The sequence below is a fragment of the Massilia sp. BHUDP2 genome, assembly GCF_046236355.1.
Taxonomy (GTDB): domain Bacteria; phylum Pseudomonadota; class Gammaproteobacteria; order Burkholderiales; family Burkholderiaceae_D; genus Telluria; species Telluria varians.
Window position 1 is genome coordinate 1,300,706 of record NZ_JBJUVW010000001.1, and the last position, 17,547, is coordinate 1,318,252.

The 17,547-nt window shown below is 65.6% G+C and carries 14 protein-coding genes and 3 tRNA genes; 6 read left to right on the forward strand and 11 right to left on the reverse strand.

What is annotated here, in order from left to right:
* Positions 1–70 precede the first annotated feature (70 nt).
* Positions 71–2,167 carry an excinuclease ABC subunit UvrB gene (gene uvrB, locus ACK6C6_RS05795; protein ID WP_409266338.1) on the reverse strand — a complete coding sequence of 699 codons (2,097 nt, stop codon included), beginning with the start codon at positions 2,165–2,167 and terminating at the stop codon, positions 71–73.
* Positions 2,168–2,271: 104 nt separating this feature from the next.
* On the opposite strand from uvrB, the gene ACK6C6_RS05800 reads away from it, so the two are divergent.
* From ACK6C6_RS05800 to ACK6C6_RS05815, 4 genes are all read left to right on the forward strand, one after another.
* The gene (locus tag ACK6C6_RS05800; protein ID WP_409266340.1) at positions 2,272–3,483 is read left to right on the forward strand and encodes an aromatic amino acid transaminase; all 1,212 of its coding nucleotides are present in this window, start codon (positions 2,272–2,274) and stop codon (positions 3,481–3,483) included.
* Between the two features lie 115 nt (positions 3,484–3,598).
* Positions 3,599–3,674, forward strand: a tRNA-Asn gene (locus tag ACK6C6_RS05805).
* A 127-nt stretch (positions 3,675–3,801) separates the two neighbouring features.
* Entirely contained in the window at positions 3,802–4,560 is a 759-nt protein-coding gene (locus tag ACK6C6_RS05810; RefSeq protein ID WP_409266341.1) for an alpha/beta fold hydrolase, read from the forward strand.
* Between the two features lie 68 nt (positions 4,561–4,628).
* Positions 4,629–4,704: transfer RNA gene (locus ACK6C6_RS05815), tRNA-Asn, on the forward strand.
* 296 nt (positions 4,705–5,000) lie between these two features.
* Here the strand turns inward: ACK6C6_RS05815 and ACK6C6_RS05820 are convergent.
* The 3 genes from ACK6C6_RS05820 to purT form a co-directional block, all read right to left on the reverse strand.
* The gene (locus tag ACK6C6_RS05820; protein WP_409266342.1) at positions 5,001–6,140 is read right to left on the reverse strand and encodes a PepSY-associated TM helix domain-containing protein; all 1,140 of its coding nucleotides are present in this window, start codon (positions 6,138–6,140) and stop codon (positions 5,001–5,003) included.
* Between the two features lie 10 nt (positions 6,141–6,150).
* Positions 6,151–8,268, reverse strand: a complete 2,118-nt coding sequence (locus ACK6C6_RS05825) for a TonB-dependent siderophore receptor (protein WP_409266343.1) — start codon at positions 8,266–8,268, stop codon at positions 6,151–6,153.
* 106 nt (positions 8,269–8,374) lie between these two features.
* The gene (purT, locus tag ACK6C6_RS05830; protein WP_409266344.1) at positions 8,375–9,583 is read right to left on the reverse strand and encodes a formate-dependent phosphoribosylglycinamide formyltransferase; all 1,209 of its coding nucleotides are present in this window, start codon (positions 9,581–9,583) and stop codon (positions 8,375–8,377) included.
* A gap of 124 nt (positions 9,584–9,707) precedes the next feature.
* Between purT and ACK6C6_RS05835 the strand changes: the two genes are divergently transcribed.
* A tRNA-Asn gene (locus tag ACK6C6_RS05835) sits at positions 9,708–9,783 on the forward strand.
* A 40-nt stretch (positions 9,784–9,823) separates the two neighbouring features.
* On the opposite strand, the gene ACK6C6_RS05840 is transcribed toward ACK6C6_RS05835, so the two are convergent.
* From ACK6C6_RS05840 to ACK6C6_RS05860, 5 genes are all read right to left on the reverse strand, one after another.
* The gene (locus tag ACK6C6_RS05840) at positions 9,824–11,338 is read right to left on the reverse strand and encodes an amidase (protein WP_409266345.1); all 1,515 of its coding nucleotides are present in this window, start codon (positions 11,336–11,338) and stop codon (positions 9,824–9,826) included.
* A gap of 70 nt (positions 11,339–11,408) precedes the next feature.
* The gene (locus tag ACK6C6_RS05845) at positions 11,409–11,822 is read right to left on the reverse strand and encodes a DUF6691 family protein (RefSeq protein WP_409266346.1); all 414 of its coding nucleotides are present in this window, start codon (positions 11,820–11,822) and stop codon (positions 11,409–11,411) included.
* A complete protein-coding gene (locus ACK6C6_RS05850; protein WP_409266347.1) occupies positions 11,819–12,256 on the reverse strand; it encodes a YeeE/YedE family protein in 438 nt (145 codons plus the stop codon). The genes ACK6C6_RS05845 and ACK6C6_RS05850 overlap by 4 nt, the downstream gene beginning before the upstream one ends.
* Entirely contained in the window at positions 12,246–12,578 is a 333-nt protein-coding gene (locus ACK6C6_RS05855) for a metalloregulator ArsR/SmtB family transcription factor (RefSeq protein ID WP_036212388.1), read from the reverse strand. Before ACK6C6_RS05855 ends, ACK6C6_RS05850 begins: the two co-directional genes overlap by 11 nt.
* Before the next feature lie 65 nt (positions 12,579–12,643).
* Complete coding sequence (locus tag ACK6C6_RS05860) at positions 12,644–12,973, reverse strand: hypothetical protein (RefSeq protein ID WP_409266348.1); 330 nt, start codon at positions 12,971–12,973, stop codon at positions 12,644–12,646.
* A gap of 138 nt (positions 12,974–13,111) precedes the next feature.
* Here ACK6C6_RS05860 and ACK6C6_RS05865 point away from each other — a divergent pair, with 138 nt between their 5' ends.
* Positions 13,112–14,770, forward strand: a complete 1,659-nt coding sequence (locus ACK6C6_RS05865; protein ID WP_409266350.1) for a response regulator — start codon at positions 13,112–13,114, stop codon at positions 14,768–14,770.
* Here ACK6C6_RS05865 and ACK6C6_RS05870 read toward each other — a convergent pair.
* A complete protein-coding gene (locus ACK6C6_RS05870; RefSeq protein ID WP_209585893.1) occupies positions 14,752–15,207 on the reverse strand; it encodes a response regulator in 456 nt (151 codons plus the stop codon). The genes ACK6C6_RS05865 and ACK6C6_RS05870 overlap by 19 nt on opposite strands.
* Complete coding sequence (locus ACK6C6_RS05875; RefSeq protein WP_409266351.1) at positions 15,176–17,458, reverse strand: ATP-binding protein; 2,283 nt, start codon at positions 17,456–17,458, stop codon at positions 15,176–15,178. Before ACK6C6_RS05875 ends, ACK6C6_RS05870 begins: the two co-directional genes overlap by 32 nt.
* Positions 17,459–17,547 lie beyond the last annotated feature (89 nt).

A 17,547-nucleotide genomic window follows, 5' to 3' on the forward strand; every position in this document is an offset into this window, starting at 1 on the left:
AAAAAAAATCTGAGGCGAAAAAAAACCGTTCCCGCAGTAAGCCGGGAACGGTTTTGGGTACGGTGCAGGCTTACTTGCCCAGCATCGACACCACGTTGTCCGCCCCCGGCGCCCCGAAGGCCTGCTGCTTGAGCACATGCAGCTGGTCGCGCACCTGCGCCGCTTTTTCGAACTCGAGGTTCTTGGCGTGGTCCACCATGAGCTTTTCGAGGCGCTTGATCTCCTTGCTGATCTGCTTCTCGCTCATGGCCTCGACCTTGGCCGTCGCCTCTTCGTCGACCATGCCTTCGCCCATGGCCTTCTGCGCCGCGTTGCTGTAGACGCCGTCGATCATGTCCTTGATCTTCTTGTTCACGCCCTTCGGCACGATGCCGTGCGCTTCGTTGAAGGCGATCTGCTTGGCGCGGCGGCGCTCGGTCTCGTCGATGGCCTTCTTCATCGAATCGGTCATCTGGTCCGCATAGAGAATTGCCACGCCGTTCAGGTTACGCGCCGCGCGGCCGATGGTCTGGATCAAGCTGCGTTCGGAACGCAGGAAGCCTTCCTTGTCAGCGTCCAGCACCGCCACCAGCGACACCTCCGGCAAGTCCAGGCCCTCGCGCAGCAGGTTGATGCCGACCACCACATCGAAAGTACCCAGGCGCAGGTCGCGCAGGATCTCCACCCGCTCCACGGTTTCGATGTCGCTGTGCAGGTAGCGCACCTTGATGCCGTGGTCGCTCAGGTATTCCGTCAGCTGCTCGGCCATGCGCTTGGTCAGCGTGGTCACCAGCACGCGCTCGTCCTTGGCGATGCGGTCGGTGATTTCGCTCATCAGGTCTTCGACCTGCGAGCGGGCCGGCTTGACGATGACCTTCGGGTCGACCAGGCCGGTCGGGCGCACCACCTGCTCGACCACGTTGTCGGCCTTGCTCTTTTCGTACTCGGCCGGCGTGGCCGAGACGAAGATGGTCTGGCGCATCTTGTTCTCGAACTCCTGGAACTTCAGCGGCCGGTTGTCCAGTGCCGACGGCAGGCGGAAGCCGTAGTCGACCAGGTTCACTTTACGCGAACGGTCGCCGTTGTACATCGCGTTGAGCTGGCCGACCATCACGTGCGACTCGTCCATGAACATGAGCGCGTCCTTGGGCAGGTAGTCGATCAGGGTCGGCGGCGGTTCGCCCGGCATCGAGCCGGACAGGTGGCGCGAGTAGTTCTCGATGCCTTTCGTAAAACCGATCTCGGCCAGCATCTCGAGGTCGAAACGGGTGCGCTGCTCGAGGCGTTGTTCCTCGATCAGCTTGTTCTCGTTGCGGAAGTATTCGAGGCGGTCGCGCAGCTCGGCCTTGATCGATTCCACCGCGCGCAGGACGGTCGAGCGCGGTGTGACGTAGTGCGAGCCCGGGTACACGGTGAAGCGCGGGATCTTCTGGCGCACGCGGCCCGTGAGCGGGTCGAACAGCTGCAGCGACTCGATCTCGTCGTCGAACATCTCGACGCGGATCGCCAGCTCGGCGTGTTCCGCCGGGAAGATGTCGATGGTGTCGCCGCGCACGCGGAAGGAGCCGCGCGAGAAATCCATCTCGTTGCGCGTGTACTGCATCTGGATCAGGCGCGCGATGATGTCGCGCTGCGCCACCTTGTCCTTGTGGCGCAGCGTCAGGATCATCTTGTGGTATTCGTTCGGGTTACCGATACCGTAGATGGCCGACACGGTGGCCACGATGACGACGTCGCGCCGCTCCATCAGCGACTTGGTGCACGACAGGCGCATCTGCTCGATGTGCTCGTTGATCGACGAGTCCTTTTCGATGAACAGGTCGCGCTGCGGCACATAGGCTTCCGGCTGGTAGTAGTCGTAGTAGGACACGAAATACTCGACCGCGTTCTGCGGGAAGAATTCGCGGAACTCCGCATACAGCTGGGCCGCCAGCGTCTTGTTGGGCGCGAAGACGATGGCCGGACGCCCGGCCTGCGCGATCACGTTGGCCATCGTGTAGGTTTTGCCGGAACCGGTCACCCCGAGCAGGGTCTGGTACATCAGGCCGTCATTGATGCCTTCGATCAGTCCGGCAATCGCGGTCGGCTGGTCGCCGGCCGGCGGGAAGGGCTGGTGCAGTTTGAAGGGCGATCCGGGGTAGGTGATGACGGTCGGTTCCGGGGCATTTGCGATGGATAAATCTGCCATACTTTCAGACCTTTGCTAGAATGGGAGTCCACATGACGCAGTGCAGCACTGACGTCTATGTCTATACAACCGCTGCGAACCCACCGACAACTCAGTTTATCACGATGACTTCCACAGCCTCCGCCAGCCTCTTCGGCGCCATCGAAATGGCGCCACGCGACCCGATCCTGGGCATCACCGAAGCATTCAACGCCGACACCAACCCGGCCAAGATCAACCTGGGGGTGGGCGTCTACTACGACGACAATGGCAAGGTTCCTTTGCTGCAGTGCGTGCAAAAGGCGGAAGCGAAGCTGATGGAACAGCCGGCGCCGCGTACCTACCTGCCGATCGAAGGGCTGGCAAGTTACGACAAGGCCGTGCAAGAGCTGGTATTTGGGGCCGACAGCGCCGTAATTCAAGAGAAGCGTGCGATCACCGTGCAGGCCCTGGGCGGCACCGGCGCACTCAAGCTGGGCGCCGACTTCCTCAAGCGCTTTGCCCCTGAGTCAAGCGTCTACATCAGCGACCCGAGCTGGGAAAACCACCGCGCGCTGTTCGAGAGCGCCGGCTTCGCCGTCAACAACTACACCTATTACGACCCGGCCACCCATGGCGTGAATTTCGAGGGCATGCTGGCCTCCCTCAAGGCGATGCCGCGCGGCTCGATCGTGGTGCTGCACGCCTGCTGCCACAACCCGACCGGCGCCGACCTGAGCCAGGATCAGTGGAGCCAGGTGATCGCGGCCGTGGTCGATAACGGCCTGGTGCCTTTCCTCGACATGGCCTACCAGGGCTTCGGCGCCGGCATCGCCGAAGACGGCGCCGTGGTGCGCCGCTTCGCCGAGACCGGCATCCCGCTGCTGGTGTCGAACTCGTTCTCGAAGTCGTTCTCGCTGTACGGCGAACGCGCCGGCGCGCTGTCGATCGTGGCCGCGAGCAGCGAAGAGTCGGCGCGCGTGCTGTCGCAACTGAAGCGCGTGATCCGCACCAACTACTCGAACCCGCCGACGCATACCGCCAAGGTGGTCGCGATGGTGCTGTCGACCCCGGAATTGCGCCAGCTGTGGGAAGAAGAGCTGGCCGGCATGCGCGTGCGCATCCGCGAGATGCGCAACCTCATGGTCGAGAAGCTCAAGGAAAAAGCCCCTGGCCACGACTTCGAATTCGTGCGCGAGCAGGTCGGCATGTTCTCGTACTCGGGCCTGACGAAAGAGCAGGTCGGCAAGCTGCGCGAGCAGTCGATCTACGCGGTCGACACCGGCCGTATCTGCGTCGCTGCCCTGAACTCGACCAACCTCGACCGCGTCGTTGACGCCGTCGCGAAAGTTCTTTAAAATCGCGGCTCTTCGGAACTGACGAGAGTTGATTCCGAAGAGCAGCAAAAGTGGCTGCGCGACACGCGTCGAATTTGACACACTGTCACCGCAAACATATAATGCTGTCATCAATTCCCTGATAGCTCAGTCGGTAGAGCGACGGACTGTTAATCCGCAGGTCCCTGGTTCGAGTCCAGGTCGGGGAGCCAGAATGTAATAAAAAGCCACATCGCGAGATGTGGCTTTTTTGTTTTTTTGCGCCGATGCGTTTTGGTAGTTGCGGGCTTGCATGCTAAGTGGGTAAGCTGGCAACATCAACTCATCAGGACCAACCAAGTGAAGCATCTACCATCGAACAAACGGATCGCGGTCGCGGGCCAGGTGCTGCGTTTTTCGCAATCGGGGCAGGGCAGCCCGACCATCGTCATGCTCGGCGGCGCCGGCAGCGCGCTCGAAACCTGGTTCAAGCTGTTTCCCGAGATCGAACAGCTGGGCACGGTGATCACCTACGACCGGCCCGGCGTCGGCGGCAGTGCGCGCCCGCGCGAGGCGCAGATGGGCACCACGGTCATCCTGCAGCTGCGCGCGCTCTTGCGCGAGATCGAGGCCAGGCCGCCATTCCTTCTGGTGGGACATTCCTTCGGCGGCCTGCATGCGAACCTGTTTGCGCGCGTCTACCCGGAAGAAACCTGCGGCGTGCTGTTCCTCGAGGCGACCGCGCCCGACGACGTCCTCAACATGAAGCGCTACCGGTCGGCACTGCAGCGCGCGGTCACGGGGCTGCTGGACCGTTTTTCGCCGCAGGATCCGAATGACGAGGTGAGCAACGAAGCCGAGACGGTGGCCGAGATCGCGGAGGCGCCGGCATTCCCGCCGATTCCCATCACCGTGCTGTCGGGCGGCAAGCGGCTGCCGCGTTTGATGGTGTCCAGCGCGGCGCAACGCGAGCGCGAGCGTAACCAGGAAGCGCTGGTGGGTCTGTCGCCGCTGGGCGAGCGCGTGATCGCGAAGGGCAGTGCGCATTTCCCGCAGATGTCGGAGCCGCAGCTGGTGCTGGAGGCCTTGTCGAAGCTGATCCGCCGGACCCAATGCTAGGAAATATTGCCTTTCGATAGCGCGGCACTTCGCGAAATCGAAAAGCGCTGCTATAATACGGCCTCTAATCCCTGATAGCTCAGTCGGTAGAGCGACGGACTGTTAATCCGCAGGTCCCTGGTTCGAGTCCAGGTCGGGGAGCCAGAATTCGAAGGGCTGCATGTGAATGCAGCCCTTTTTGTTTTGCTACCTACGGGCGTGAGAAGGCGGCGCTAGGGAGCGAATAGACGTTGCTAAGAATCGTCGTACGCGCCACTGGCGCCTCCGACTTCCGGCGAAGGCCGGAACCCAATTTCCTGTGCAGGCCGAGGTGGCATCCACGAAGCACTAGCGCTGTGCGACAAACTTGGAGTGGACAATGCCGGTGGCATTGTTCACGCCTGCGCTGGGATGACCTTGGTTAGGTAGCGGGTAGTGTATGGCTAGCGGCTTCGGCACTGTTACTCGGCGACGGCTATCGGCACCCCTCGCAAGGACGCCAGCTTCTGCTCCGCCGTCACCTTCCTCCGCTTCCACCACAGTACCAGCCCGCTCCACAGCACCACGATGCTGAGCACGTCCAGCAGCGCCCACAGCAGCTTGAGCGCCATCCCGCCGTAGTCGCCGAAATGCAGCGGCTGCGACAGCATCAGCGTCGACACGTACCACGGCATCTCGGCGCTGGCGACGATGTCCGCAGTGCGCGCATCGATCATCACGATCGACAGCAGTTTCGAGGTCAGGGGCGTGTTCCCGTTCATGAAGGCGACGAAGTGCTGGGGCGTGGCGAAGCCGTTGCCCGGATAGGCCATGAAGCTCAGCGACTTGTCCGGATGCGCCGCGCGCGCAGCCCGCAGCGCCGCATCCGCCGCGAGCGCGCCGGTGACCGCAGGCCGTTCGCGGTAAGGCGCGGCCAGCGCGGCCAGCTCGGTTGCCTGCCAGGCGGCGAAGATCGGGCGGTTCAGCGCATTGATGGTGCCGGTCAGCCCGACCACCAGCAGCCACACCAGCGTCACCATGCCCAGCAGGTTGTGCTGGTCGAGCCACTTGAGCCGCGCGATGCGGTCGCGGCGCACGGTTCCGAAGCGCAGCTTCTTCATGTACGGTCCGTACACATAAATGCCCGACACGATGGAAGCGGCCAGCAGCAGTCCGGTAAAACCGAGGAACAGCGTGCCGCCCAGTCCCAGGTACATGTCGGTATGTAGGCGCAGCATCAGGTCCATGAAACCCTGGCCCAGCGGGTATTCGCTGAGAAAAGCGCCGGTGCGCGCGTCGTAGGTATAGAAGGCCGTCAGGCCTTCCGAGTCGATCCTGTCGGCCATGCGCACGTAGACGAGTTCCGGCTCGTCGGCCTCGGCCACCAGGAATTGTGGCAGGTCGTTTGGGCGGCGTGCCTGGGCGTCGGCGACGATGGCGTCGATGTTCGCCTGCCCGGCGTGGCCGGCGGGCAGCGCGGGCGGCTCGACGCTGGCGCCTGTCAGGTGGGCGATCTCGTGCGAAAAAATCAGCGGCAGGCCGGTCACGCACAGCATCAGGAGGAACAGGGTGCTGACCAGGCTGGTCCATTTGTGGACCGCATACCAGGCGCGGAAGCTCATCGTCCGCTCCTCAGAATGCGGCGTGCAGGCTCAGCTCGACGCTGCGCTCGGCGCCCATCCAGCAGTTCTGCGCGCTGTGGCAGGCGCCGACGTAGCGCTTGTCGCCCAGGTTGCTGGCGGTGAGCCCCAGGCGCCAGGTCTGGTTCAGCTTGAACAGCGCAGCGGCATCGAATACCGTGTACGAAGGCACGATGCCGGTGTTGAGCGCATCCATCTGGCTGTCGCCGACATGGCGTACGCCGGCGCTCAGGCCGAGCGTGTCGAACGGCTGGTAGTTCAGCCACAGCGAGGCCTGCCTGTCCGCCACCCATACCGGCTTCTTGCCGACCAGGGCAGGATCGAGCGGGTTCTTCGTCACTTCCATGTCGAGCTTGGTCACGCCGAGGGTGAAGTCGAATTGCTCGCTCAGCGCCTGGATCCACGACAGCTCGGCGCCTCGCGAGCGCACTTCGCCATTCTGCGTGTACTGGTTGAAGCTCGGCGTGTTCACGACCACGTTCTGCTTGCGGATATCGAAGACCGCCGCCGTCAACTGCGTGCGGCCGTCCGCCGACTTGTACTTGATGCCGCCTTCCATCTGCTTCGCCGTGGTGGGCTTGAAGGCCGCGCCGGTGAGCGAATCGATGCCCGAGGTGGGCTCGAACGAGGTCGAGTAGTTCAGGTAGGGCGCCAGGCCCTTGCCGAGCTGGTAGATCGCGGCAAGGCGGCCGCTGGTCTTGTGCTGGGCAATCGAGGTCGTGCTGTCCGAGGGGGCGCCGGCGTACGTCGACGCATTGACGTCTTCGCTGCGGTAGCGGTCACGGCGCAGGCCGCCGATCACAGTGAGGGCGCCGAACGTTACTACATCCTGCAGGTAGAAGCCGAGCTGCGACTGGCGGATCACATGGTGCTCGGTGTAGTAGCCGAAGGGGAGCGTCGACACGTCGAACAAGCGATGGTTCGGCGCGCCCAGGTCGATCGACGGCGTGTCGGTGCCCAGGGTGTCGCCATAGCCGACGCGCGAGCGCAGGCGCTGGTAGTCGATACCCGCCAGGATGCGGTGGCTAAAGGCGCCGGTGCGCAGGCGGAAGGTGAACTGGTTGTCGGCCACCCAGCCGCTCTGCGCCTCGTCGGTGAAATAGGCCGAGCGGGTGAGCGTGCGATCGTCGGCGAGCAGACCGTTGTTGTAGGTGTTGCGCTGAAAGCCCTCCGCCTTCGTGTAGCGGACGTTCTGCAGGAAGCTCACGCTGTCGTTGAAGGCATGCTCGAACTTCCAGCCCGCCATGGTGGTTTCGCGCTCCATGCCGGACCAGGCCGTATCGCCGGCAAAGGCGTTCGAGTCGAGCAGGCCATAGGGCGCCTGGCGCAGCGTGCCGAGCCCCGGCAGCGGCGTGGACGGAATCAATGCCGGGTCATCCTGATAGTACAGGTTGAGGTTCAGGCGCGTCGAGGGGCTGATGCGCCAGGTGAGCGAGGGAGCGAGCAGGCGGCGCTCTTCCTTGGTCGTCACCTGCTGGCCGTCGCGCTCGCGCGCCAGGGCGATCACCCGGTAGTCGAGGTTGTGCGACAGCGGGCCGGTGCTGTCGATGGCCAGTTCGCGCAGCGCATCGGTGCCGATGCGGGCGCGTATTAGAGTTTCCTGCCTGGCGCGCGGCTGCTTGGCCGTCTGGTTGACCATGCCACCCGGCGGCGCCGAACCGTACAGTACCGAGGTCGGTCCCTTCAGCACTTCGATGCTCTCGGTGGCGAAGGCATCGACCTGCGGCGCCAGGTTCCACAGGCCGTTGTACTGCAGCGGCAGGCCGTCGTAATAGTTGCGGTAGCTTTCGAAGCCGCGGATGGTGTACTGGTCGAAGATCGTCACGGTGGGACGGCTCTCCGGCGTCACGCCCGGCACGTAGCGCAGCGCTTCGTTGACGCTGTCGACCTGGCGCGCTTCCAGCAATTCGCTGCCGTAGACCTCGTAGCTCATCGGCGACTCGAGCGGTTTCAGGTCGGACTTGGTGCCGGTGGTGCGATAACCGGTGGCGCTGACCAGTACTTGCGCCGTTCCGTCCGCCGCCTGCTCCTGTGCCACTGCGAGCGGGGCGAGGGTGGAGAGGACGAGAAGGCTCAGCAGGGTACGAGGTGTTCCGATAGGCGTGGGCATGACAGAAGCTTCAATGAGAATGATAATGAGAACGATTATCATTCACTATTGAACTTCTGTCAAAGCGTGACCTGCCCCCGGCCACGCCGCTCATTGCCTGGCAGGTCTAGCGGATCACGGGTTTGACGCGCGACGCCGCCTCCAACGCTCGCCGGCGCGCCGTCTCGACATCCTCCGCCGTCGCCAGCGCTACGCCCATGCGGCGGCGTTCGAACGACTCCGGCTTGCCGAACAGGCGCAGGTCCACGCCCGGCACACGCAGCGCCTCGGCCACGCCCTCGAACGCAATGCCCGCCGCCTCAAGCTGGCCGTAGATCACGGCGGAAGCCCCCGGCGCGCGCAGCGACGCATCCACCGGCAGGCCCAGCACGGCCTTGGCATGCAATTCGAACTCGCTCTGCACCTGGCTGGCCATGGTCACCATGCCGGTGTCGTGCGGACGCGGGCTCACTTCCGAGAACCACACCATGTCGCCCTTGACGAACAGCTCGACGCCGAACACGCCGCAGCCGCCCAGGTCGGCCGTCACCTTGGCCGCGATGTCGCGCGCGCGTTCGAGTGCGGCAGGGTTCATCGGCTGCGGCTGCCAGGATTCGACGTAGTCGCCCTGCACCTGCTTGTGGCCGATCGGCTCGCAGAAACTGGTCTCGACCTGCCCATCGGCGCCCATCGAGCGCACGGTGAGCAGGGTGATCTCGTAGTCGAAGTCGATGAAGCCTTCCGCGATCACGCGGCCGGCATCGACGCGCCCGCCGCTGGCGGCGACTTCCCAGGCTTTCTCCACGTCCGCGGCGCTGTCGAGCTTCGACTGGCCCTTGCCGGACGAGGACATCACCGGCTTGACCACGCAGGGGAAGCCGACCGCGGCGCAGGCCTGTTCCAGTTCTTCCAGGCTGCTGGCGAAGCGGTAGGGCGAGGTCGGCAGGCCGAGTTCCTCGGCGGCCAGGCGCCGGATGCCTTCGCGGTTCATGGTCAGCATGGCGGCGCGCGCGGTCGGGATGCAGGTGATCTTGCCGGCTTCTTCGAGGGCCAGCAGGGTCTCGGTCGCGATGGCTTCGATTTCCGGCACCACCAGGTCGGGCTTTTCCAGTGCGATCAGGGCGGCCAGGGCGGCGCCGTCGGTCATGTCGATCACGTGGGCGCGGTGGGCGACCTGGTGGCCCGGGGCGTTCGGATAGCGGTCGACGGCGATGGTCTCCACGCCCAGGCGCTGCAGGGCGATGATGGTTTCCTTGCCGAGCTCGCCGGAGCCGAGCAGCATGACCTTGGTGGCGGAAGGGGAGAGCGGAGTACCGAAGAGGCGTGGGGAAGTCATTGGAAATCGCGGTTGTGAAAAGTGCGACGACTATAGCAAAGCAGCCCCGCGGCTGCTGGCGGCCAAACTGTTTATGCGCAGCACTAGGCAAACTGGAAACGGGCCGCTATAATGCGGCCTCCTTTCCCTGATAGCTCAGTCGGTAGAGCGACGGACTGTTAATCCGCAGGTCCCTGGTTCGAGTCCAGGTCGGGGAGCCAGAATACGAAGGGCCGCATGCGAATGCGGCCCTTTTCGTTTTCAGGCCACAGTGACTTCCGTACCGCGCGTCATCGCCGGCAGCCGAGCGAACCACGGCTGCGCCCCCTCCAGCTGATGCGCCAGCTGCAGCAGCACGTCCTCCCTCCCGAACGGCGCCACGAACTGGACCCCCAGCGGCAAGCCATCCGTGGTCCAGTGCAAGGGCACCGACATCGACGGCGTCCCCGTCAGGTTCGACAGCTGGGTGAAGGGCACATAGCGCAGGTTGTCGCGCGCGATCTGCTCGACGGTGCTGTCGAGCAGCCCGAGCCGCGCCAGCAGGCCGAGCATGCCGGTGCGCTGCAGGAAGCCCAGCAGCGCCTGCTGCGCCGCAGGCAAATCGCCGGTGCCGTGCTTCACCGGCGGATGCGCCAGCGTCGGCGTGAGCAGCAGGTCGTAGCGCTGGTGGAAGCGGCCCAATGCCCGCGCAAAGGTGTTCCACTGTGCCAGCTGTGTCGTCAGCGCCGGCGCCTTGAGCGCGCCGCCCAGCGTCATCAGGAGGCGCGTCATCAGCTCCGGCTCGCCGCCGCTTGCGCCGAGCGAGCGCATGCGCGCCACCAGCGAAGGCACCTGCCCGAAGTAGATGTGCAGGTAACTCGTCGCCAGGGCTGCGCCGTCGATCTCCGGCGCCGCTTCCTCCACGTCGTGCCCCAGGCCGCGCAGCAGCGTGGCCGCATGGTTCACCGCCGCCACCGCTTCCGGATGCACCTCGGTGCCGATCGGCGAGGCGCTGGTGAAGCCGATGCGCAGCCGGCCCGGGTCACGCCGCATCAGTTCCGCGTAGGGCGCGGACGGAGGCACGATGATGAACGGGTCGCCCGGCTCGGCGCCCTGCAGCACGTCGAGCGCCAGCGCGGAATCGCGCACGCTGCGCGAGAGCACGCCTTCGCTCGATGCGCCGAACCAGACTTCGCCCACATCGGGGCCGGCGGAGACGCGCCCGCGCGAAGGCCGCAGCCCGAACAGGCCGCAGCAGGCGGCCGGGATGCGGATCGAGCCGCCGCCGTCGTTCCCGGCCGCCATCGGTACGATGCCGCTGGCCACGGCCGCCGCCGCGCCGCCGCTCGAGCCGCCCGGCGTGTGCGCCAGGTTCCACGGGTTGCTGGACCGGCCGAACAGTTCCGGATCGGTCACGCCCTTCAGGGCGAACTCGGGCAGGTTGGTCTTGCCGAAGACGACCAGGCCGGCGCCAAGATAGCGGCGTACCACGGCGGCGTGCTCCCCGGGCACATACGCACGTGTCGTGCGGCTGGCGTTGGTGGTAGGCAGGCCGGCATAGTCCTGCAGCGTATCCTTGAGCAGGAAGGGCACGCCGGCGAAGGGCCCGCGCAGCGGACCCTGCAGCTGGCGGCGTGCTTCGTTCTCCATCAGCCGCACCACCGCGTTGACGCGGCCATGGACCTGGTGGTGGCGCGCCAGCGCCAGTTCGAGCAGTCGGTGCGGCGTCACCTCGCCCTGCGCGACCAGGGCGGCGAGGGAGGTGGCGTCATGGCGGGAATAGTCGTCGAAATCCATGGGCAAGCCAGTTGTTGGACATGCACCCCATGAAATGCGTTGCGCCCGCGCTTGTCAAGGAAAAGCCTGCTCAGCGCCGCTTTTCAAGCAGCTCGAACAAGGCCATGCCCGCCACCATCGCGCCCACGAACAGCAGCGGCGCCAGGCCGCCCCAGGCCAGCGACACCAGCGCCGGGCCGGGGCAATAACCGGCCAGCCCCCAGCCGGCGCCGAACACCAGGCTGCCGAGCACCAGCCGGCGGTCGATGCGTCCTTTGGCAGGCAGGTGCAGCGGGGCGCCGTCCAGCGTGCGCCCGCGCCGCGCGAGCCAGGCAAAGGCCGGCGCCGCTACCAAGAGGGCGCCGCCCATCACGAACAGCAGCGAAGGATCCCAGTTGCCGCCCAGGTCGAGGAAGGCAAGCACCTTGGACGGGTCGGCCAGCCCCGACAGCAGCAGGCCGATGCCGAACACGAAGCCGGCAAGGAGGGCGTAGGCGATCGTCATGCGGCCCCCAGCACGTGGCGCAGCAGCCAGACGGTGATGAAACCGGCGCCCATGAAGGCGGCGGTGGCGGCGATCGAGCGCGGCGAGCGGCGCGACAGGCCGCAGATGCCGTGGCCGCTGGTGCAGCCGGAGCCGTAGCGGGTGCCGACGCCGACCAGCAGGCCGGCCAGCAGCAGCGCGGGCACCCCGGCATCGACCCGGACCTCGGGCAGCGGCACGAACAGCGCATACGCAAAGGGCGCGCCGACCAGGCCCGCCAGGAAGGCGATGCGCCAGCCGGTCTCGCCCGGCTTGGGACGCAGCAGGCCGCCGACGATGCCGCTGATGCCGGCGATGCGGCCCGCCAGCAGGGCGAAGAGGGCGATGCCGGTACCGATCAGGAGACCGCCCGCCAGCGACATCCAGGGCGTGAAACTGGCCATGTCAATGTTCATCGCGTGGCTCCTCGTCGCTTGGACAGTAGAGGGAATACAGGAGTTGCAGCACGGCGAGGGCCTTGGCGCTCGCGATGCGGTAGAACACCTGCTTGCCGGCGCGGCGTGTCGCCACCAGGCCTTCCTCGCGCAGGACCGTCAGTTGCTGCGACAGGGTGGGCTGGCGGATCCCGGTCAGGGCTTCGAGCTGGCCGACCGAGCGTTCCTCCTGCGTCATCTGGCACAGCAGCAGGAGCCGGTCGCGGTTCGACAGGGCCTTGAGCAATTGGCTGGCTTCGCCCGCTGCCGCTTCCAGCGCGGGCAGATCCGCGGGACTGTTCATGAAGTTACCTCACACAGGACATCAATATATAAAATTATATATTGATGTCGCGAGGCCTGCACGGTTCAGCGCAATTTCTTCTTGTTCGAGGTGTAGGTGCGTGTGTAGAAATCCGGCGGCTTCTTTGCCACCCAGTCGACGAAGGCGCGGATGTCTTCGTGTTCGCGCAGCGCTTCCCAGGTGTGATAAGTCTGCAGCAGTTCACGTTCCGTGAAGGCCGAATGGATCTTGCGGTGGCAGATTTTATGGATGGGGAACTGATCCTTGCCCTTGAAGGTCTTGGGGATCAGGTGATGGCGGTCGATGTTGACCGTGCCGAGCACACGGCCGCACAAGGGGCAGTGCGCATCGGCGAGGGGGGCTGCTTCGATCGGTTCTGGCCGGCGTTTAGGCATGCCGCATAGATGGCGGCGCGACCGCCCACTTGCAAGATGCCTCCTCAAATTCGTCAATCGTGCGCGCTATTTGTAAAATATAGTAGAATCAATGCTTACCTTTATGCAAGATCGTGTCGTATCAACGAGCCCGCCGCAATGATTGACGATCGTCCCGAATGCTCCGTTCTCCTCATCGACGATGAGCCGTTTGCGCAAGACATCATTGCGCACGGCCTGCAGGGATGCACCGGCCACACCTTGTGCTACGAGTCGAGTCCGGCGCGGGCGGTCGAGGTGGCGCGCGAGGTGCGTGCCACGGTCGTGCTGGTCGACCTGCGCATGCCGGACCTGGACGGCTTCGACGTCACCGCCAGCCTGCGCGCCCATCCCGATACCGAAGACCTTCCCGTCATCGTCCTGTCTTCCGAAGACGACCCCGAGATCAAGGCGCGCGCCTTCGCGGTGGGCGCCAACGACTACATGGTCAAGTGGCCCGACCCGCGCGAGCTGGTGGCGCGCGTGCGCTACCACAGCGGCGCCTGCATTGCGCGGCGCCAGCGCGATGCCGCCTTTGCCTCGCTGCGCGTGAGCCAGGAACAGCTGGCCGCCAGCCAGTCGGCGCTGCACCAGGCCCAGAAGATGGAAGCCATCGGCCAGCTCACCGGCGGCGTGGCCCACGATTTCAACAACGTCCTGCAGATCATCGGCGGCAACCTGCAGCTGCTCAAGCTGGTGGGCAACCTGAACGACAACGCGAGAAGCCGCGTCGACATGGCCCTGGGCGGGGTCGAGCGCGGCGCCAAGCTGGCCGCGCACCTGCTGGCCTTCGCGCGGCGCCAGCCGCTGCAATCGGTGGTGGTCGATCCCGGCCACCTGCTGCGCGAAATGGACGACATGATGCGCCGCGTGCTGGGGCCGAGCGCGCGCGTCGTCACCGACATCGAGCCGGGCCTGGGCAGCACTATGGTCGATCCGAACCAGCTCAACAACGTGCTGCTGAACCTGGCCATCAATGCGCGCGACGCCATGGCCGGCAGCGGCACCCTGACCATCCGCGCCTGCAATGTGGGTCCGGATGACGAGCGTCCGCCCGAGGTCCCGCAGGGCAGCTTCATCATGATCGAGGTGGCCGACACCGGCAAGGGCATGCCGCAGGAAGTCCTGCTGCGCGCCTTCGAGCCCTTCTTCACCACCAAGCCGACCGGGCAGGGCACCGGCCTGGGCCTGTCGATGGCCTATGGTTTCGTGAAGCAGTCGGGCGGCGAACTGGTGATGCGCAGCGAAGTGGGGCGGGGCACCAGCGTGCGCATCTACCTGCCGCGCAGCGACGCCGCGCCCGCGGCCATCGAGCCCGTGCACAGCGTGCCGCTGGCGGGCGGGCTGGAGACGATCCTGGTGGTCGAGGACGAGCTTGACGTACGCAGCTCGACCTGCGGCATCCTGTCGGCGCTGGGCTACGAGGTGCTGGAAGCGGAAGACGCGCAAGGCGCGCTGGAGATCATCGACAGCGGCCGCCACATCGACCTGGTGTTCACCGACGTGATCATGCCGGGCCCGGTCAGCAGCCTGCAGCTGGGCGAGATCGTGCGCCGCCGCCTGCCGCACGCGCAGGTGCTGTACACCTCGGGCTATGCGGAAGGCGTGCTCGCGCACGAGGGCAAGCTGGACGCGTCGGTGCACCTGCTGCAGAAGCCCTACCATCCGGACGCGCTGAGCGCGCGCATCCGCCACCTGCTGCGCCGCGCGAAGCGCGACCAGAAGGCCGGCGTGTCATCCCCGCAGCCGGCGGCGCAGAATCACTTGGGCTTGACGTAGCGGCGCGAGCCCGGCGGCGGTTCGTTTAGGACTGCCCAGAAGATGCCCAGGTCGGCGATGGCGCGCACGAACTCGGTGAAGTCCACCGGCTTGACCACGTAGGCATTCACGCCCAGCTCGTAGCTGCGCACCACGTCCTGTTCTTCCTTCGACGAGGTCAGCATGCAGACCGGGATGCTCTTGAGCGTCTCGGTTTCGCGGATTTCCTTCAGCACTTCCAGGCCATCCACCTTGGGCAGCTTCAGGTCGAGCAGGATCACGGCCGGGTTGCCGATGACACGCTCCTTGAACTCGCCGCGGCGGTTGAGGTAGTCGAGCGCTTCCGCGCCGTCGCGCACAATCACGACCTCGTTGGCCAGTTGGCTCTTCGACAGCGCGATCAGCGTCAGTTCCAGGTCGTGCGGATTATCTTCGACGAGAAGTATGGGCTTGAGCATTGTCTGCCTCGGTAGGATTGTGTTTCGGAATACTGAAGGAGAAGGTTGCGCCTTGTCCCTGTACGGAGGTGGCCCAGACGCGGCCGTTGTGGCGCTCGACGATGCGGCGCACGTTGGCCAGGCCGATGCCGGTACCCTGGAAGTCTTCCATGCGGTGCAGGCGCTGGAACACGCCGAACAGCTTGTGCACGTATTCCATGTTGAAGCCGGCGCCATTGTCGGCCACGTGGAAGACGATGAAGTCGGCGTCTTCCTCGGAGCTGATGGTGATGACCGCCGGGTCGCGCTGGCCGGTGAACTTCACCGCGTTCGACAGCAGGTTGAGCACCGCCAGGTGCAGGAAGGTCGGGTCGGCCCACACCGTGGGCAGCGGCTCGATGTGCCAGTCGACGTTGCGGCCCTGCATTTCCATGCCGAGCTTGTCGATGCAGGCCGACACCAGGTCGTTCATGTCCACCGTGGTCGGGCGCAGGGCGGCGCGGCCCATCTGCGAGAACGACAGCAGGTCGTCCACCAGCTTGCCGGCCAGGCGGGCCGACTCCTTGATGTTCTTCAGGAAGCGCTGGCGCCGCTCCGGGTCTTCCGACCCGGCCGATTCGATCAGGAGGTCGGAGAATCCGACGATGTGGCGCAGCGGCGCGCGCAGATCGTGCGAGACCGAATACGAGAAGGCTTCCAGCTCCTTGTTGGCGCGCCCGAGTTCCTCGGCCAGTTCGGCCATCTGTTCGGCGCGCTCGAGCGCGATGCCCAGCAGGGCGCTGCGGAATTCGACCGTCAGCTCGATCTCGGCGCTATGCCAGGGCAGGCTGCGGCCGTGGATGGTCTCGCGCCAGGCATCGAAGCTCAGGCGCGGCGTCAGCTGGGTGGGGTCGTCGGGCGAAGCCTGCTTGCCGCGCGGGTTGCCGGCCCACTCGATGGTCTGCACCACCTCCGGGCGGAACCACAGCAGGTAATGCTGGTGGATGCGCGAGATCGGCAGCGCCATCAGGCCGCTGGCATTGCGCACCATGTCGGCCCCGGGCGGGTAGACCTCCTTCAGGTGATCGGTGTGGAACACCTCGGTATGGCCGTGCAGCGACAGCCAGTCGGCGAGCGCGCGGATCTCCGGCTCGCCCGGGGTGTCGCCATAGGTCAGCACGCGGTCGTCCACCACGATGGCGACCCCGCCGGCGCGCCCGAAGCGCAGCAGCTCGGGGAAAACGCCGCTCATGTTTTCCAGGAAGTCGGCGCCCTTGGTCAGGTGGCCCAGCATCTCGACCATGATGCGGCGCACGTCGAGGCGGAACTGCAGTTCGGCCGCGTCCTCGCGCGACTCGATGACCAGCGCCAGGATCTGGCCCAGCTGCTCGCAGGCGGTGCGCTTCTCGACCGAGACCGGACGGGGCTCGGCGTTGTGACAGGAGATCAGGCCCCACAGCTTGCCCTTGACGATGAGCGACACCGACATCGAGGCCAGCGTGCCCATGTTGCGCATGTACTGCAGGTGCACCGGCGAGACGCTGCGCAGCGAGGCGAAGGACAGGTCGTTGCGCGCCCCGGTCGCCGGATTCAGGCCGGGCACCAGCGGCGCCGGCACGTAGTTGGCGTCCTGGATCACACGGATCGGCGACAGCGTGTACAGGGCGCGCGCCTGGGCCGGCACGTCGCTGGCCGGGAAATGCTGCCCCAGGTAGGAGTCGTAGCCGTCTTCCTTCGATTCGGCCAGCACCTGGCCGTGGCCGTCGGTGTCGAACTGGTACACCATGACCCGGCCGTAGCCGGTCACTTCGCGCACCCGGCGCGCCGCCAGCTCGGACATCTCGGGAATCGAGGCCGGCTGGTTGATCTTGACCAGGAAGTCGCCGATCAAGGGGTACAAGTGGCGGAAGTCGGCGGCGCGGCGGCGCTCGACCTCTTCGAATTCAAGGATCAGCAGGCTGTCCCAGGCATGGACAAGGACGTCGAAGTGGGCGCCGTTGCCGGCAGTGACCGTACCGATATAGGCGGGTCGCGACACCGCCGGGTTAGATTCGATCTCGGCGCCGATGCGCACCGCGGCCGTCTCGCCCACGACCTCGGCGAGCGGCCGGCCGATGGCTTCCTGTGCCGGCATGCCGATCCAGCTTTCGAGGTTGGCACTGGCTTGCTGCACCACGAGCGCTGCCGGCGACAGCGTCAGCATGAAGCCGTGCGGCTGGATGCTGCCGGGCGTGCGGATCGGTTCGTCCGCGCAGCGGCTGAGGTCTAGGGTGTCGGTGGGTGCCTGGGTCATTGTCAAACGGAAGGCCTGCTGAGGATACAACTCGGTATTGTAACGTCAAATCCGGCAGATCACGCGGAGGGTGGCGCAATTTCCAATAT

Bases quoted from the DNA above. Each gene is read 5' to 3' on its own strand.
- uvrB (WP_409266338.1), bottom strand. From the start codon at position 2,167: ATGGCAGATTTATCCATCGCAAATGCCCCGGAACCGACCGTCATCACC.
- ACK6C6_RS05800 (WP_409266340.1), top strand. From the start codon at position 2,272: ATGACTTCCACAGCCTCCGCCAGCCTCTTCGGCGCCATCGAAATGGCG.
- ACK6C6_RS05820 (WP_409266342.1), bottom strand. From the start codon at position 6,140: ATGAGCTTCCGCGCCTGGTATGCGGTCCACAAATGGACCAGCCTGGTC.
- ACK6C6_RS05825 (WP_409266343.1), bottom strand. From the start codon at position 8,268: ATGCCCACGCCTATCGGAACACCTCGTACCCTGCTGAGCCTTCTCGTC.
- purT (WP_409266344.1), bottom strand. From the start codon at position 9,583: ATGACTTCCCCACGCCTCTTCGGTACTCCGCTCTCCCCTTCCGCCACC.
- ACK6C6_RS05840 (WP_409266345.1), bottom strand. From the start codon at position 11,338: ATGGATTTCGACGACTATTCCCGCCATGACGCCACCTCCCTCGCCGCC.
- ACK6C6_RS05845 (WP_409266346.1), bottom strand. From the start codon at position 11,822: ATGACGATCGCCTACGCCCTCCTTGCCGGCTTCGTGTTCGGCATCGGC.
- ACK6C6_RS05850 (WP_409266347.1), bottom strand. From the start codon at position 12,256: ATGAACATTGACATGGCCAGTTTCACGCCCTGGATGTCGCTGGCGGGC.
- ACK6C6_RS05855 (WP_036212388.1), bottom strand. From the start codon at position 12,578: ATGAACAGTCCCGCGGATCTGCCCGCGCTGGAAGCGGCAGCGGGCGAA.
- ACK6C6_RS05860 (WP_409266348.1), bottom strand. From the start codon at position 12,973: ATGCCTAAACGCCGGCCAGAACCGATCGAAGCAGCCCCCCTCGCCGAT.
- ACK6C6_RS05865 (WP_409266350.1), top strand. From the start codon at position 13,112: ATGATTGACGATCGTCCCGAATGCTCCGTTCTCCTCATCGACGATGAG.
- ACK6C6_RS05870 (WP_209585893.1), bottom strand. From the start codon at position 15,207: ATGCTCAAGCCCATACTTCTCGTCGAAGATAATCCGCACGACCTGGAA.
- ACK6C6_RS05875 (WP_409266351.1), bottom strand. From the start codon at position 17,458: ATGACCCAGGCACCCACCGACACCCTAGACCTCAGCCGCTGCGCGGAC.